Below are 14,410 nucleotides of genomic sequence, written 5' to 3' on the forward strand. Positions count from 1 at the left end.
CATTGCGCCATGTTTCATTGTTCTGGTTCGGCCAAGCCTGCGCGATCCTTGGAGGAGCAAGCTTGTCGGGGCGCAGAATCGCAGCGAACACCCGTATGGCCGGTGCCATTACCGCGGTGTACTTTTCGCGGGCAAGCCCGCTCCTACGGGTTATGCAGGAGCGGGCCGTCGCTCAAAGCATCAGTGGCGCTTGCGATTGGTGATCAGGGTACCCACGCCGCTGTCGGTGAAAATCTCCAGCAGCACCGCGTTCGGTACGCGGCCATCGATGATGTGCGAGCTGTTCACGCCGCCCTGCACGGCTTCCAGTGCGCACTTGATCTTCGGCAGCATGCCACCGTAGATGGTGCCGTCGGCGATCAGCTCGTTGACCTGCTCGGTGGTCAGCCCGGTGAGCACCTGGCCCTGCTTGTCCATCAGGCCGGCAATGTTGGTCAGCAGCATCAGCTTCTCGGCTTTCAGGGCTTCGGCGACTTTGCCGGCGACCAGGTCAGCGTTGATGTTGTAAGACTCGCCGTTGGCACCCACGCCGATCGGCGCGATCACCGGGATGAAGTCGCCCTTGACCAGCATGTTCAGCAGCTCGGTGTTCACGCCCACGACTTCGCCGACATGGCCGATGTCGATGATTTCCGGGGTGGTCATCTCGGGGGTCTGGCGGCTGACGGTGAGCTTCTTGGCGCGGATCAGCTCCGCATCCTTGCCGGTCAGGCCGATGGCGCTGCCGCCGTGGCGGTTGATCAGGTTGACGATATCCTTGTTGACCTGGCCGCCCAGGACCATCTCCACCACGTCCATGGTCGCCGAATCGGTGACGCGCATGCCGTCGATGAAGTGGCTCTCGATCGACAGGCGCTTGAGCAGGTCGCCGATCTGCGGGCCGCCGCCGTGCACGACCACCGGGTTGATGCCCACCGCCTTCATCAGCACGATGTCACGGGCAAAGCCGGTCTTGAGCTCTTCGCTCTCCATCGCGTTGCCGCCGTACTTGATCACCAGGGTCTTGCCGACAAAGCGGCGGATGTAGGGCAGTGCTTCGGACAAAACCTCGGCTACATGGGAAGCGGCATCGCGATCGAGGGTCATGCAGGGCTCCAGTGAGGAACAGATAGTCGGTCAGAACGGCAGTTGCAGGCCGGGATCGACCCGCAGCAACTGCGTGCGGAATACAGCCTTGATACGGTCGAGTTCTGCCTCGCTGTCGGCCTCGAAGCGCAGCACCAGCACCGGTGTGGTGTTGGAGGCGCGGACCAGGCCCCAGCCGTGTGGGTAGTCGACCCGTACACCGTCGATGGTGGTCAGGTTGGCTTCGCCCCAGTCGGCGTCGCGTTGCAGTGCATCAATGATGCTGAATTTACTCTCGTCGGTCACATCGATGTTGATTTCCGGTGTGGAAATATCGTTCGGGAACGCGGCGAACAGGCTTTCGGCATCCTGGTCGGCCTTGCTGAGGATTTCCAGCAGGCGTGCGGCACTGTAGATACCGTCGTCGAAACCGTACCAGCGTTCCTTGATGAAGATGTGTCCGCTCATCTCGCCGGCCAGCAGCGAGCCGGTCAGTTTCATCTTCTTCTTGATCAACGAATGACCGGTCTTCCACATCAGGGCGCGGCCGCCGTGCTGTTCGATCAGTGGAGTCAGGCGACGGGTGCATTTGACGTCGAAGATGATCTCGGCGCCGGGGTTGCGCGACAGCACGTCCTGGGCGAAGAGCATCAGCAGGCGATCGGGGTAGACGATGCTGCCGGTGTTGGTGACCACGCCCACGCGGTCACCGTCGCCGTCGAAGGCCAGGCCGATGTCGGCGCCGGTTTCCCTGACCTTGGCGATCAGGTCTTCGAGGTTCTCCGGCTTGCCCGGGTCCGGGTGGTGGTTGGGGAAGTTGCCGTCGACCTCGCAGAACAGCGGGATCACCTCGCAGCCGAGGGCCTCGATCAGTTGCGGGGCGATCACCCCGGCGGCGCCGTTGCCGCAGTCGACCACGACCTTGAGCTTTTTCGACAGCTTCACGTCGCCGGTGATCTGCTGGTAGTAGCGCTCGAGGATCTCGACCTTTTCCACGTGGCCTTCGCCGCGCGGTACGTCGTTGGTCTTGAGGCGGGTCAGCAGGGCCTGGATCTGCTCGTTGGCGAGGGTGTCGCCGGCGATGACGATCTTGAAGCCGTTGTAGTCCGACGGGTTGTGGCTGCCGGTGAGCATCACGCCTGACGTACCGGCCAGCACATTGGCGGCGTAGTACAGCGCGGGGGTGGGCACCAGGCCGACGTCGCTGACCTGGCAACCGGCATCGGCCAGGCCCTTGATCAGTTGCTCGACCAGCATCGGGCCGGACAGGCGGCCGTCGCGGCCCACGGAGATCTTCGGCTCGCCCTGAGCGAGGGTCTGGGCGCCGATGGCGCGGCCGATCCAGTAGGCGGTTTCGGCGTGCAGCGTCTTGCCGACGATGCCGCGGATGTCATAGGCGCGGAAGATGCTGTCTGGCAATGCGGGTACCAGCTGGGCCATGTCGTTCATCTCTGGGGACTCCAAGGGTCAAAGGCTTCTGGGTAAGCGCAAACTGAACGCTTGGACGGTAGATAGCCCCGAGAGTTCGCCGTCCATGGCCCCGACGGTCGGCTCAGCGGGTCCCGGAATGACCGAAACCGCCGCTGCCACGCTGGGTTTCGTCGAAGGCTTCGACGATGTCGAAATGCGCCTGCACCACCGGTACCAGGATCAGCTGGGCGATGCGCTCGCCGATGCTGATGGTGAACGGCGTGTTGCCGCGGTTCCAGCACGAGACCATGAGCTCGCCCTGGTAGTCCGAGTCGATCAGGCCGACCAGGTTGCCCAGCACTACGCCGTGCTTATGACCAAGGCCCGAGCGCGGCAGGATCATCGCTGCCAGGCCTGGATCGCCGATGTAGATCGACAGGCCGGTGGGGATCAGCAGGGTCTGTCCCGGCTCGAGGACGGTGTCTTCCTTGAGCAGGGCGCGCAGGTCCAGGCCAGCGGAGCCGGGGGTGGCGTATTGCGGCAGGGGGAATTCGGTACCCAGGCGTGGGTCGAGGATCTTGGCTTGAAGAGCGTGCATGGAACTTATTGAACCTGATTGAGCCGTTCGGCGATGAAGGCGACCAGTTGCCGGGCGATCTTGCCCTTGCTGGTCTGCGCGAAGAGGGTCTGGTGCTGCTGGCGGTCGATTACGGTCAGGGCGTTTTCCTCGCTGTTGAAGCCGATGCTGGGGTTGGCCACATCATTGGCGACGATCAGGTCGAGGTTCTTGTCCTTGAGCTTGCGCGTTGCGTAATCGAGCAGGTGCTCGGTCTCGGCTGCGAAACCGACGCTGAACGGGCGGTCAGCACGGCCAGCGAGGGTGGCAAGGATATCCGGATTGCGCACCATCTGCAGCAGCATGCCGTCGCCGGTCGTAGGGTCTTTCTTGAGCTTTTGCGGGGCGACCACCTCGGGACGGTAGTCCGCGACTGCTGCCGAGGCGATGAACAGGTCGCACGGCATGGCTGCTTCACAGGCCGCGAGCATGTCCCGCGCGCTCACCACGTCGATGCGGTTGACCCGGTCGGGGGTCTGCAGGTGCACGGGGCCGGTGACGAGGGTCACCCGGGCCCCGGCTTCGGCGGCCGCTTCGGCCAGGGCAAAGCCCATCTTCCCGGAACTATGATTGGTGATGTAGCGCACCGGATCGATGTTTTCCTGGGTCGGGCCGGCGGTGATCAGCACGTGCTTGCCGGTCAGGGCCTGGCGCTTGAAGCTCTCGGCGGCGCACCAGGCAAGGTCGGTGGCTTCGAGCATGCGGCCCAGGCCGACGTCGCCACAGGCCTGGCTGCCGGAGGCCGGGCCGAATACCTGGATGCCACGGCGCTTGAGCAGCTCGAGGTTGTCCTGGGTGGCCGGGTCGCGCCACATGGCCTGGTTCATGGCCGGGGCGACGGCGACGGTGGCGTCGGTGGCCAGCACCAGTGTGGTCAGCAGGTCATCGGCCATGCCCTGGGCCATGCGCGCCATCAGGTCGGCGGTGGCCGGGGCGATCAGCACCAGGTCGGCCCACTTGGCCAGTTCGATATGACCCATGGCAGCCTCGGCGGCAGGGTCGAGCAGGTCCATGTGCACCGGGTGGCCGGAGAGCGCCTGCAGGGTCAGCGGAGTGATGAACTCGGCGCCGCCGCGGGTCATGACGACACGCACCTGCGCGCCGTGTTCCAGGAGTCGGCGAATCAGCTCGGCGCTCTTGTAGGCGGCAATGCCGCCACCCACGCCGAGAACGATGCGCTTGCGATACAGCCGCTGCATAGGCTTGCCTTTTTCCAGTGAAAGCGGGCGGCGACGTTTGAAATTGCCTGCGGCAGAACGTCGCATTTAACGAGGCGAAATAGATTAACACAGGGCTTGAAGGCGCCGCAGTACAACGCAAGGAGGGGTATGAACATCAGGGAATGGCCGCTGGACGAGCGGCCGAGGGAGAAGTTGCTGGCGCGTGGGGCGCAGGTGCTGTCGGATGGGGAGTTGTTGGCAGTGCTGTTGGGCTCTGGCGTTGCCGGGCGCAACGTGGTCGACCTGGCGCGCAGCCTGCTCAAGCGCTTTGGCGGGTTGCGGGTGTTTCTCGAGGCCGACCGCGCCGCGCTGCTGCGCGAGCCGGGCATCGGGCCGGTGAAGTACGCGCAATTGCAGGCACTGCTGGAGATCGGACGACGCTACCTGGACGAAACCATCGAACGCGCGCCGGCGCTGGAAAGCCCTGCTGCGGTGCGGCGCTACCTGAAGTCGATGCTGCGTCATGAGCGCTGCGAGGTGTTCGGCTGCCTGTTCCTGGACACCCGGCACCGGCCCGTGGCGTTCGAGATCCTGTTTCGCGGCACGATAGACCGGGCGAGCATCTATCCGCGTGAGGTGGTGCGCCGGTCGCTGCTGCATAACGCGGCGGCGTTGATCATCTGTCACAACCACCCGTCGGGCAACAGCGCGCCGAGCCAGGACGATGTCCACCTGACGCGCACGTTGAAGCAGGCGCTGGCGCTGATCGACGTGCGTGTGCTCGATCACGTGATCGTAGGCGATGGCGAGCCGTTGTCGATGGTGGAACAGGGTTGGATCGGGGCGTAGTGGAGGCAGTGCCGGCCTTTTCGCGGGTAAATCGCAGCGGCGAAAAGGCCGACACCGAATGCCAGTCAGCGCTCCACCGACACCTTGCTGAAGTCCACCCGCCCGAATGGGCTCACCTGATAGCCCTCGACGCCCTTGCTCAGCAGGGTCGAGGCGGTCGGGTGCGCCAACGGCAGCCACAGCGCCTGTTGTTGGATCAGCGTCTGCGCCTGCTGGTACAGGCGGCTGCGCACGCTCTGGTCGTTGGTGGTGCGTCCGGCGTTGATCAACTGGTCGAGACGGCTGTCGCAAAAACGCGCGAAGTTGGTCCCGGACTTGACCGCCGCGCACGAGAATTGCGGGCTGAGGAAGTTGTCCGGGTCGCCGTTGTCGCCCGCCCAGCCCATGAACAGCAGGTCATGTTCACCGGCCTTCGCCCGGCGGATCAGCTCGCCCCACTCGATCACACGGATCTCGGCTTTGATGCCGATTTTCGCCAGGTCGGCCTGGAGCATTTGTGCGCCGAGGCTAGGGTTGGGGTTGAGCAGGCTGCCCGACGGCCGGGTCCAGATCGTGGTGCTGAAGCCGTCGGCCAGGCCGGCCTTGGTCAGCAACGCCTTGGCCTTCTTCAGGTCCAGCGCGTAGCCGGGCAGGTCCTTGGCGTAACTCCAGGTATTGGGCGGGTAGGGGCCGTTGGCGGCGATGGCGGTGTCATCGAACACGGCCTTGAGGTAGGCCGGTTTGTCGAAGGCGAGGTTGATCGCCTGGCGCACTTCGGGTTTGTCCAGCGGCGGGTGCTCGCTGTTGATGGCCACGAAGGCGGTCATGAAGGCCGGGGTGGAGGCTACCTTCAGCTTGTCGTTCTTCGCGGCTTCGGCGATGTCCAGCGGCTTGGGCGACAGGGCTACCTGGCATTCGTTGCGCTTGAGCTTCTGCAGGCGCACGTTCGGGTCGGTGGTGATGGCGAACACCAGCGGGTCGACCGCAGGCTTGCCGCCGAAGTAGTCGGGGTTGGCGCGATAACGCACCAGGGCGTCCTTCTGGAAGCGCTGGAAGACGAACGGGCCGGTGCCGATGGGCTGGCTATTGAGCTTCTCGGGCGTGCCGGCCTTGAGCAGCTTGTCGGCATACTCGGCCGAGTAGATCGAGGCGAAGCCCATGCTCAGGGTGGCCAGGAAGGTCGCGTCCGGATGGGTGAGGGTAAAGCGCACGCTCTGTGGATCGGGCGCCTCGATCGACTTGATCAGGTTGCCCAACTGCAGCGACTGGGCGTGCGGATAACCGCCGGGTGCGGTCTTGTGCCAGGCATGGGCGGGGTAGAGCATGCGCTGGAAGCTGAACAACACGTCGTCGGCGTCCAGTTCGCGGGTCGGCTTGAAGTAGTCGGTGCTGTGGAATTTCACGCCGCCGCGCAACGTGAAGTCATAGACCAGGCCGTCTTTGGAGACCGTCCAGCTTTGTGCAAGGCTCGGCACCACCTTGCCCTGGGCCGCGTCGAACTCGACCAGGCGGTTCATCAGCACGTCGGCCGAGGCGTTGGTAGTGGTCAGCGAGTTGTACTGAACCACGTCGAAACCTTCCGGGCTGGCCTCGGTGCACACCGACAGCGGAGCTGCCTGGGCGATGCCTGCGGCGAGCAGGGAAGTGAATAGAACGGAAAGGGCGGCGACGCGCATGGTGGATCCTCGGCTGGTCAGGGGCCCATCTGCCAGTGCAGTCTGGAGGCGGAAACGTCCTACCCTAGTGCGCCAGTCGGGAAATGACCACCTGATTTTTATGCTGCGCGGCGACGAGCGGTCGACAGTGCGCGGGCCTTGTCGCTATGCTGGCCGGGCGCGATCGGCCCGATCGGAATGTGCATCTTCTGTTGTTGTGGCCGACCCTTTCTGGTATAAAGCAGCGCTCTTTTCTAGGGGCTCGGTCTGTCGCTCATCTGAGCCGGTTCGATAAGACCCCCGGAAACACGGCGCCTTGGCGCCATAGACTGAGAGATTAAGCGGCCAACCCATGCCGGGTTGGGCATGTGGTTTTAGAGGGCTGAGGCATGTCGAGAGTCTGTCAAGTTACCGGTAAGGGTCCGGTAACCGGGAACAACATTTCCCACGCAAACAACAAAACCCGTCGTCGTTTCCTGCCGAACCTGCAGCACCACCGTTTCTGGGTTGAATCCGAGAATCGTTTCGTGCGTCTGCGCGTTTCCGCCAAAGGCATGCGTATCATCGACAAGCGCGGCATCGATGCCGTTCTGGTCGACATCCGTAAAGCTGGCGCCAAGGTTTAAGGGAGAACATCATGCGTGAATTGATCCGTCTGGTTTCGAGTGCCGGTACCGGCCACTTCTACACCACCGACAAGAACAAGCGCACCACTCCGGACAAGATCGAGATCAAGAAATACGATCCGGTCGTCCGCAAGCACGTGGTGTACAAGGAAGCCAAGATCAAGTAATTGATCGGCAACCAAAAAAACCCGCAACCGAAAGGAAGCGGGTTTTTTTATTGCTGCCTTTTCAGGCGTAGCTTACGCGCCACAGGGTTCAGTAGTTGCGCAGGCCGCTTATGATGCCTTCGTCGTCTACATCGATCCTGACCTGGTCGGACCTGTAGTCCCGCAGGTCTGCGGCGCCGGTAACAATCCGAACTGCACTCAGGCCCGTCAGCTCGAGAATGTAGGCGCCCACGCTTTCAACGTAGCGCGAACCGATGACGTGGCGTGCAGGGGCGAGGATGTCGGTAGTCATATGCTGTTCCTTGTCGACTGTCCGGAAATGGACGCTGCCATCGTTGCAGCCTCCCGTTCGACGGATGCGGTACTTAATCCTCGCAAGCCCCGTTACTTCTGCTCGAACATCACATAGATCTTGCGGCACGCTTCCAGCACCTCCCAGGTGCCCTTGAAACCGGCCGGGATGACGAAGCGGTCACCGGCCCGCAGGGTCTTGGCGCCGCCATCCTGGTCGCGCAGGACCGAAACGCCCTGGACGATCTCGCAATACTCGTGCTCGGTGTAATTCACCGTCCACTGGCCGACCTCACCCTCCCAGACGCCCGCGGCGAACTGCCCGCAGGGGCTCGAATAGTGGTTGTAAACCGCCTGGTCCGGCTCGCCCTTGAGAATTTTCTCGGCCGCCGGGCGATAGCGCTCGGCTTCGGTAAGGACCTGGGCGAAGTCGATGATGCTGTCGATGCTCATGCTGGATACCCTGTTGTTGTTTAATAAAATGCACATCAGTAGGCTTTTAAGCCATTCGTGTCAAATATATTGATAGTTTAACCGGCCTGGTTTAGGGTGTCGGATGCCCGTGTGCGCTTGTCGCCCGGCCAGAATTTCTGACAGTGCCCGTGAGTCCTCAATACGGGGCTGCACCTTAACAAGAGGAGGAGTTTCGTATGACCACCCTGACTCGTGCGGATTGGGAACAGCGTGCCCAGCAACTGAAGATCGAAGGCCGCGCCTTCATCAACGGCGAATACACCGACGCCGCCTCCGGCGAAACCTTCGAGTGCCTGAGCCCGGTCGACGGACGTTTCCTGGCCAAGGTTGCCAGTTGTGACCTGGCCGACGCCAACCGCGCCGTGGAAAACGCTCGCGCCACCTTCGACTCTGGCGTCTGGTCGCAACTGGCTCCTGCCAAGCGCAAGGCCAAGCTGATCCGCTTCGCCGACCTGCTGCGCAAGCATGTCGAGGAACTGGCGCTGCTGGAAACCCTGGACATGGGCAAGCCGATCGGCGACTCCTCCACCATCGATATTCCGGGCGCTGCCCAGGCCATCCACTGGACTGCCGAAGCCATCGACAAGGTCTACGACGAGGTCGCACCGACCCCGCACGACCAACTGGGCCTGGTGACCCGTGAGCCGGTAGGCGTCGTGGGTGCCATCGTTCCATGGAACTTCCCGCTGTTGATGGCCTGCTGGAAACTCGGCCCGGCGCTGGCCACCGGCAACTCGGTGGTGCTCAAGCCGTCCGAGAAGTCCCCGCTGACCGCCATCCGCATCGCCCAACTGGCCATCGAGGCCGGCATCCCGGCAGGCGTGCTGAACGTGCTGCCTGGCTATGGCCACACCGTCGGCAAGGCCCTGGCCCTGCACATGGATGTCGATACCCTGGTGTTCACCGGTTCTACCAAGATCGCCAAGCAACTGATGGTGTACGCGGGCGAATCGAACATGAAGCGCATCTGGCTGGAAGCCGGTGGCAAGAGCCCGAACATCGTCTTCGCCGACGCCCCTGACCTGCAGGCCGCCGCCGAAGCCGCTGCCAGCGCCATCGCCTTCAACCAGGGCGAGGTCTGCACCGCTGGCTCGCGTCTGCTGGTCGAGCGCTCGATCAAGGACAAGTTCCTGCCGCTGGTGGTCGAGGCCCTCAAGGCCTGGAAGCCAGGCAACCCATTGGATCCGGCCACCACGGTCGGTGCGCTGGTCGATACTCAGCAGATGAACACCGTGCTGTCGTACATCGACGCCGGTCATCAGGACGGCGCCAAACTGCTGGCCGGTGGCAAACGCATCCTCGAAGAGACCGGCGGCACCTACGTCGAGCCGACCATCTTCGACGGCGTGACCAACGCCATGAAGATCGCCCAGGAAGAAATCTTCGGCCCGGTGCTGTCGGTGATCGCCTTCGACACCGCCGAAGAGGCCATCGCCATCGCCAACGATACCCCGTATGGCCTGGCAGCTGGCATCTGGACCGCCGATATCTCCAAGGCGCACAAGACTGCCCGCGCCGTGCGTGCTGGCAGCGTGTGGGTCAACCAGTACGACGGCGGCGACATGACCGCACCCTTCGGCGGCTTCAAGCAGTCGGGCAACGGCCGTGACAAGTCGCTGCATGCACTGGAGAAGTACACCGAGCTGAAGGCGACCTGGATCAAGCTGTAAACCGGTAGTCTTCTTCGCGGGCAAGCCCGCTCCCACAGGCCCAGCGCCGTCCTTGCGAGCGGCGGCGTACCTGTGGGAGCGGGCTTGCCCGCGAATGGGCCTGAACAAATTTACCTGGGGGTCTGCAATGCGTTGGGGAACCTACTTTGCCGTACTGGCGTCGGTGCTCAGTGTCGGGCTTGCGCTCGGCGTGAGCATGCCGCTGGTATCCCTGCGCCTGGAAGGCTGGGGCTACGGCGGGTTCGCCATTGGCGTGATGGCGGCGATGCCGGCAATCGGCGTATTGCTCGGCGCGAGCCTGGCCAGCCGCCTGGCGGGTTGGGTCGGCGTGCCATCGGCGATGCGCCTGTGCCTGTGGGGCGGTGCGTTGTCGATCGTGCTGGTGGCAGTGTTGCCCAGCTATCCGCTGTGGCTGGCGCTACGCCTGCTGATCGGCATGTCACTGACGGTGGTGTTCATCCTCGGCGAAAGCTGGATCAACCAGTTGGTGGTCGAGCAGTGGCGCGGGCGGCTGGTGGCGCTGTATGGCAGCAGCTATGCCCTGAGCCAGCTGGCCGGGCCGCTGGTGCTGGGCTTTCTCGGCTCGGAAGATGATTTCGGTTTCTGGGCCGCCAGCGGCCTGCTGTTGCTCGCACCCTTGCTCCTGCTTGGCCGCGGTGGTGCGCCGTCGACCGAGGCGTGCAGCGTCACCTTCCGCGACCTGTTCGCCTTCTGTCGGCGTTTGCCGGTCATTGCCTGGGCCATTGCGTTGTTCGCGGCATTCGAGGCGATGATTCTGACGCTTCTGCCGGTGTATGTGTTGCAGCAGGGCTTCACCGCCGAAGTGGCGTTGTTCATGGTCAGCACCGTGGTGGTCGGCGATGCCGTGCTGCAGTTGCCAATTGGCGCCCTGGCCGATCGCATGTCCCGGCAAGCCTTGTTCAGTGGCTGTGCGGTGAGTCTGCTGGGTTCGAGCCTGGCGATTCCGCTGCTGCTGCACACCCCGGCGGTGTGGCCGCTGTGGGTACTGTTCGGTGCGAGCGCGGGGGGCTTGTTCACCCTGTCGCTGATCCTGATCGGCGAGCGTTATCGCGATGACGCATTGGTGCGTGCCAACGCCCATGTGGCGCAACTGTGGGGTATCGGTTGTTTGCTCGGGCCGTTGCTGGCCGGGGCAGGGAGCCAGTGGGTCAGTGGACATGCCTTGCTGTTCCTGATGGCTGCAGGGGCTGCAGGGCTGGTGCTGCTGACCCGGCGTCCCGGTGCGTTCGAGCCCGCCTCTGCCTGAAATAGCCGGGCCGCACTCGCGCGGCCCGTCCGCTAGAGCATCTTCTCCAAACCCACCGCCTTGGCCACCCAGGCATTGAACCGGCGCCATATTCCGCCCGGCTCAGCGGTCAGGGTATGCACCTGGCCATTGTCCTCGGTCACCCAGACCATCTTCCCGTCCACCAGCTTCGGTTGATAGCTCAAGGCCGGCGCCATGCCCTGTTCGGCCAGCGCGCGGGTGTACTCGGCCAACTCGGGGCTGTCGACCATCACCCCGACCTCGGTGTTCCACAGCACCGAGCGGGGATCGAAGTTGAAGGAGCCAATGAAGGTCTTGCGCCGGTCGAAGACCATTGCCTTGCTGTGCAGGCTCGAGTCGGACTGGCCCTTGAAGCTGAGGACGCCGCGCGCGGCGCTCGGGTCGCCGGGCTGGCGACGCAGCTCGAACAGCTCCACGCCATGTTCTAGCAGGGCTCGGCGATAGGGTGCATAGCCGCCGTGCACGGCCGGCACATCGGTGGCTTCGAGCGAGTTGGTCAGCAGCTTGACCGAGGTGCCGGCGTCGGCGCGGCTGGTGAGGTACAGCAGGCCTGGCTCGCCCGGCACGAAGTAGGCCGAGACGAGGATCAGCTCGCGGTGTACGTTCTTCAGGTCCGGCGCCAGTTGCTGGGTCATCAGCAATTGGGGGTCGGGCTCGCCGCGGGCCAGCACCTTGCTCGGCGCATCCCACAGCGCCTGGCTGTGTGCCCAGATCAGCTCGTTGCGCCAGATGTCCAGGCGTGGCGCGGTCTGATAGGCCATCAGTCGGTCGTACAGCGCCTTGCGCTGCACCCTGGCCTGCGCCAGCCAGGTTTCCAGGCGCTGGCGGCTAGCGCGCAGGTCGCTGGCGTCCGGCGTGCTCCACAGGAAGTCGCCGATCGGCCGACTCAGGGCGCTGTTCCAGTACTGGTCGAAGCTGTGCCCGAGTTGCTCGGCCACAGGCCCTACACCCAGCAGGTCGATGTCGGTGAAGTTCAGGTTGGGCTCGGCGTCGAAGTACTCGTCACCCAGGTTGCGGCCGCCGACGATGGCCATACTGTTGTCGACCAGGAACAGCTTGTTGTGCATGCGTCGGTGCTGCAGCGACAGGTTGAACAGCCGCCCCATGGCACGCGTCAGGCCGGTGCTGCGGCCCAGGTGCAGCGGGTTGAACACGCGAATCTGGATATGAGGGTGGGCGGCGAGGGTGCCGATCAGGCTGTCCAGGCCATCGCTGGTGGTGTCGTCGAGCAGGATGCGCACCCGCACGCCGCGGTCGGCGGCGCGCAGCAGCTCGTGCACCAGGGCGCGGGTGCTCAGGCCATCGTGGACGATGTAGTACTGCAGGTCGATGCTGGTCTGGGCGTTGCGAATCAGCTCGGCGCGGGCGCGGAAGGCTTCGTTGCTGTTCGGTAGCAGGCGAAAGCCGGAGCGCCCCTCATAGGGCGCGGCCTGACGCTGGACTGAGCGGCCGAACGCCGAGTCGTTGGCCGGCAGCGCCTGGCTCACGTCGCGAGGTGCATCGACGCTGGCGCAGCCGCTCAGGCCGAGCAGCAGCGCCAGCAGGAGGGGCAGAGCCCGCTGGAGTCTCAAAGGCGAATCGTCCTGTACGACAGGTCACTGGAAGGTTGGACCGTGCAAAGCGCTGCAAAGTTACCCGGCGTCACTGTCCTGCGCCAGTAGGCGATAGGCAGTTTCACCTACCTTGCGTACCGCCGCCTCGATTTCCGGGGTGGCGCGGGTGGCGAAATTCATGCGCAGGCAGTGCCGGTACTTGCCCGACGCCGAAAAAATGCTGCCGACGGCGATCTGTACGCCCTGTTCCAGTAGCGCACGGTTGAGCCGCAGCGTGTCGAAGCTCTCGGGCAGTTCCACCCACAGCATGAAGCCACCCTGGGGCCGGCTGGCGCGGGTGCCGGGCGGGAAGTAGCGGGTCACCCAGTCGCTCATCTGGTCGCGGGCGCGCTGGTACTGCGCCCGGACTCGGCGCAGGTGCGGCTGATAGTGGCCTTCGGCGATGAAGTCGGCGATCGCCAACTGGGGCTGGCAGGCCGTGCTGCCGGTACTGATGTACTTCATGTGCAGCACCCGCTCCAGATAGCGCCCGGGCGCCACCCAGCCGACCCGCAGGCCTGGGGCCAGAGTCTTGGAGAACGAGCTGCAGAGCAGTACGCGGCCATCCTCGTCGAACGATTTGATGGTGCGTGGGCGTGGGTAGGTGTAGGCCAGGTCGCCGTACACATCGTCTTCGAGAATCGCCACGTCGTAGCGCTGGGCCAGGGTCAGCAGGGCCTTCTTGCGCGCCTCGGGCATGATGTAGCCCAGCGGGTTGTTGCAACTGGGGGTGATCTGGATGAGCTTGATCGGCCATTGCTCCAGCGCCAGTTCCAGCGCCTCCAGGCTGATACCAGTGGTTGGGTCCGTGGGGATCTCCAGCGCCTTCATGCCCAGGCCCTTGAGCGTCTGCATGGCGCCGTGGAAGCTGGGCGAATCCACCGCGACGATGTCGCCCGGCTCGCACACTGCGCGGATGCTGGTCGACAGCGCTTCGTGACAACCAGTTGTCACCACCAGGTCGCCTGGCCCGAGGTTGCAACCTGAGTCGAGCGTCAGGCGGGCGATCTGTTCACGCAGGGCTTCGTTGCCGTGGATGTTGTCGTAGTACAGCCCTGGCATGTCCAGGCGCCGGCTGAGCTGGGCAAGGCTGCGCAGCAGGGGCTTGAGCGTCGGGCTCTCGATGTCGGGCATGCCGCGGCCGAGCTGGATCACGTCGGGGTGAGGGCTGGCACGTACCAATTCGAGCACTTGTTCCCACTGGGAAATATCCACAGGGCGTTGGGCGGGGCGGCTGATGGCGGGCAGGGCCGGCAGGCTGCGATTTTCCGTGACGAAGTAGCCGGACTTGGGGCGCGGAGCCACCAGGCCGTTGTCCTCCAGCTGGCGATAGGCCTGCTGTACGGTGCTCAGGCTGACGCCGTGTTCCAGGCTCAATGAGCGCACCGACGGCAGCCGTTCGCCGGGACGATACAGGCCTTGTTCGATCCGGGCACCGAGCAATTCGGCGAGGTTCATGTAGAGGGTCACGGCATACTCCTGCACACGTTGGGCAAGGTGAGCGATACAGATTGGCCAAAAATACGGCATTCAGCCGTCGTTGCGCCAATTCTGTATGGAAATAATAA

The 14,410-nt window shown here is 64.1% G+C and carries 13 protein-coding genes and 1 pseudogene; 5 read left to right on the top strand and 9 right to left on the bottom strand.

Features of this window, described 5'->3' with window-relative positions:
* Nucleotides 1–180: 180 nt before the first annotated feature.
* The 4 genes and pseudogenes from argB to coaBC form a co-directional block, all read right to left on the bottom strand.
* Nucleotides 181–1,086 (bottom strand): acetylglutamate kinase, encoded by a 906-nt coding sequence (argB, locus tag AB688_RS02650; RefSeq protein WP_063542032.1) that lies wholly within the window; start codon nucleotides 1,084–1,086, stop codon nucleotides 181–183.
* A 30-nt stretch (nucleotides 1,087–1,116) separates the two neighbouring features.
* A pseudogene (locus AB688_RS02655) lies at nucleotides 1,117–2,490 on the bottom strand (phosphomannomutase/phosphoglucomutase); the annotation flags it as partial.
* A 127-nt stretch (nucleotides 2,491–2,617) separates the two neighbouring features.
* Nucleotides 2,618–3,073: a dUTP diphosphatase gene (gene dut / locus AB688_RS02660; RefSeq protein WP_063542034.1), complete on the bottom strand. Its 456-nt coding sequence runs from the start codon at nucleotides 3,071–3,073 to the stop codon at nucleotides 2,618–2,620.
* Nucleotides 3,074–3,078: 5 nt separating this feature from the next.
* Entirely contained in the window at nucleotides 3,079–4,290 is a 1,212-nt protein-coding gene (gene coaBC / locus AB688_RS02665) for a bifunctional phosphopantothenoylcysteine decarboxylase/phosphopantothenate--cysteine ligase CoaBC (protein WP_054894122.1), read from the bottom strand.
* A gap of 129 nt (nucleotides 4,291–4,419) precedes the next feature.
* Here coaBC and radC point away from each other — a divergent pair, with 129 nt between their 5' ends.
* Nucleotides 4,420–5,100, top strand: coding sequence for a RadC family protein (gene radC, locus AB688_RS02670; RefSeq protein ID WP_063542035.1), 681 nt, complete (start codon nucleotides 4,420–4,422; stop codon nucleotides 5,098–5,100).
* A 65-nt stretch (nucleotides 5,101–5,165) separates the two neighbouring features.
* Here radC and AB688_RS02675 read toward each other — a convergent pair whose 3' ends face one another.
* Nucleotides 5,166–6,755 (bottom strand): ABC transporter substrate-binding protein, encoded by a 1,590-nt coding sequence (locus AB688_RS02675; RefSeq protein ID WP_054894120.1) that lies wholly within the window; start codon nucleotides 6,753–6,755, stop codon nucleotides 5,166–5,168.
* A 368-nt stretch (nucleotides 6,756–7,123) separates the two neighbouring features.
* Here AB688_RS02675 and rpmB point away from each other — a divergent pair, with 368 nt between their 5' ends.
* Together rpmB and rpmG are read left to right on the top strand one after the other, a co-directional pair.
* Nucleotides 7,124–7,360, top strand: a complete 237-nt coding sequence (rpmB, locus tag AB688_RS02680; RefSeq protein ID WP_054894119.1) for a 50S ribosomal protein L28 — start codon at nucleotides 7,124–7,126, stop codon at nucleotides 7,358–7,360.
* Between the two features lie 11 nt (nucleotides 7,361–7,371).
* Nucleotides 7,372–7,527 (top strand): 50S ribosomal protein L33, encoded by a 156-nt coding sequence (gene rpmG, locus AB688_RS02685; RefSeq protein WP_003253507.1) that lies wholly within the window; start codon nucleotides 7,372–7,374, stop codon nucleotides 7,525–7,527.
* A gap of 88 nt (nucleotides 7,528–7,615) precedes the next feature.
* Here rpmG and AB688_RS02690 read toward each other — a convergent pair whose 3' ends face one another.
* Nucleotides 7,616–7,819: a hypothetical protein gene (locus AB688_RS02690; protein WP_063542036.1), complete on the bottom strand. Its 204-nt coding sequence runs from the start codon at nucleotides 7,817–7,819 to the stop codon at nucleotides 7,616–7,618.
* 92 nt (nucleotides 7,820–7,911) lie between these two features.
* On the bottom strand, nucleotides 7,912–8,271 hold the full coding sequence (locus AB688_RS02695) for a cupin domain-containing protein (RefSeq protein WP_054894117.1): 360 nt from the start codon (nucleotides 8,269–8,271) through the stop codon (nucleotides 7,912–7,914).
* 197 nt (nucleotides 8,272–8,468) lie between these two features.
* On the opposite strand from AB688_RS02695, the gene AB688_RS02700 reads away from it, so the two are divergent.
* Nucleotides 8,469–9,962 (top strand): aldehyde dehydrogenase, encoded by a 1,494-nt coding sequence (locus AB688_RS02700; RefSeq protein WP_054894116.1) that lies wholly within the window; start codon nucleotides 8,469–8,471, stop codon nucleotides 9,960–9,962.
* A gap of 127 nt (nucleotides 9,963–10,089) precedes the next feature.
* Nucleotides 10,090–11,229, top strand: coding sequence for an MFS transporter (locus AB688_RS02705; RefSeq protein ID WP_054894115.1), 1,140 nt, complete (start codon nucleotides 10,090–10,092; stop codon nucleotides 11,227–11,229).
* Between the two features lie 32 nt (nucleotides 11,230–11,261).
* Here the strand turns inward: AB688_RS02705 and AB688_RS02710 are convergent, their stop codons facing one another.
* Together AB688_RS02710 and AB688_RS02715 are read right to left on the bottom strand one after the other, a co-directional pair.
* Nucleotides 11,262–12,821, bottom strand: a complete 1,560-nt coding sequence (locus AB688_RS02710; RefSeq protein WP_054894114.1) for a phospholipase D family protein — start codon at nucleotides 12,819–12,821, stop codon at nucleotides 11,262–11,264.
* 60 nt (nucleotides 12,822–12,881) lie between these two features.
* Nucleotides 12,882–14,312: a PLP-dependent aminotransferase family protein gene (locus AB688_RS02715; RefSeq protein WP_172964799.1), complete on the bottom strand. Its 1,431-nt coding sequence runs from the start codon at nucleotides 14,310–14,312 to the stop codon at nucleotides 12,882–12,884.
* Nucleotides 14,313–14,410: the final 98 nt, after the last annotated feature.

The organism is Pseudomonas putida (assembly GCF_001636055.1).
Taxonomy (GTDB): Bacteria; Pseudomonadota; Gammaproteobacteria; order Pseudomonadales; family Pseudomonadaceae; genus Aquipseudomonas; species Aquipseudomonas machongensis.

Excerpts from the sequence above, each read along its gene's own strand:
- rpmG (WP_003253507.1), top strand. The coding sequence starts at position 7,372 with ATGCGTGAATTGATCCGTCTGGTTTCGAGTGCCGGTACCGGCCACTTC.
- rpmB (WP_054894119.1), top strand. The coding sequence starts at position 7,124 with ATGTCGAGAGTCTGTCAAGTTACCGGTAAGGGTCCGGTAACCGGGAAC.
- AB688_RS02695 (WP_054894117.1), bottom strand. The coding sequence starts at position 8,271 with ATGAGCATCGACAGCATCATCGACTTCGCCCAGGTCCTTACCGAAGCC.
- AB688_RS02690 (WP_063542036.1), bottom strand. The coding sequence starts at position 7,819 with ATGACTACCGACATCCTCGCCCCTGCACGCCACGTCATCGGTTCGCGC.
- AB688_RS02705 (WP_054894115.1), top strand. The coding sequence starts at position 10,090 with ATGCGTTGGGGAACCTACTTTGCCGTACTGGCGTCGGTGCTCAGTGTC.
- AB688_RS02675 (WP_054894120.1), bottom strand. The coding sequence starts at position 6,755 with ATGCGCGTCGCCGCCCTTTCCGTTCTATTCACTTCCCTGCTCGCCGCA.
- dut (WP_063542034.1), bottom strand. The coding sequence starts at position 3,073 with ATGCACGCTCTTCAAGCCAAGATCCTCGACCCACGCCTGGGTACCGAA.
- AB688_RS02700 (WP_054894116.1), top strand. The coding sequence starts at position 8,469 with ATGACCACCCTGACTCGTGCGGATTGGGAACAGCGTGCCCAGCAACTG.
- argB (WP_063542032.1), bottom strand. The coding sequence starts at position 1,086 with ATGACCCTCGATCGCGATGCCGCTTCCCATGTAGCCGAGGTTTTGTCC.
- coaBC (WP_054894122.1), bottom strand. The coding sequence starts at position 4,290 with ATGCAGCGGCTGTATCGCAAGCGCATCGTTCTCGGCGTGGGTGGCGGC.
- radC (WP_063542035.1), top strand. The coding sequence starts at position 4,420 with ATGAACATCAGGGAATGGCCGCTGGACGAGCGGCCGAGGGAGAAGTTG.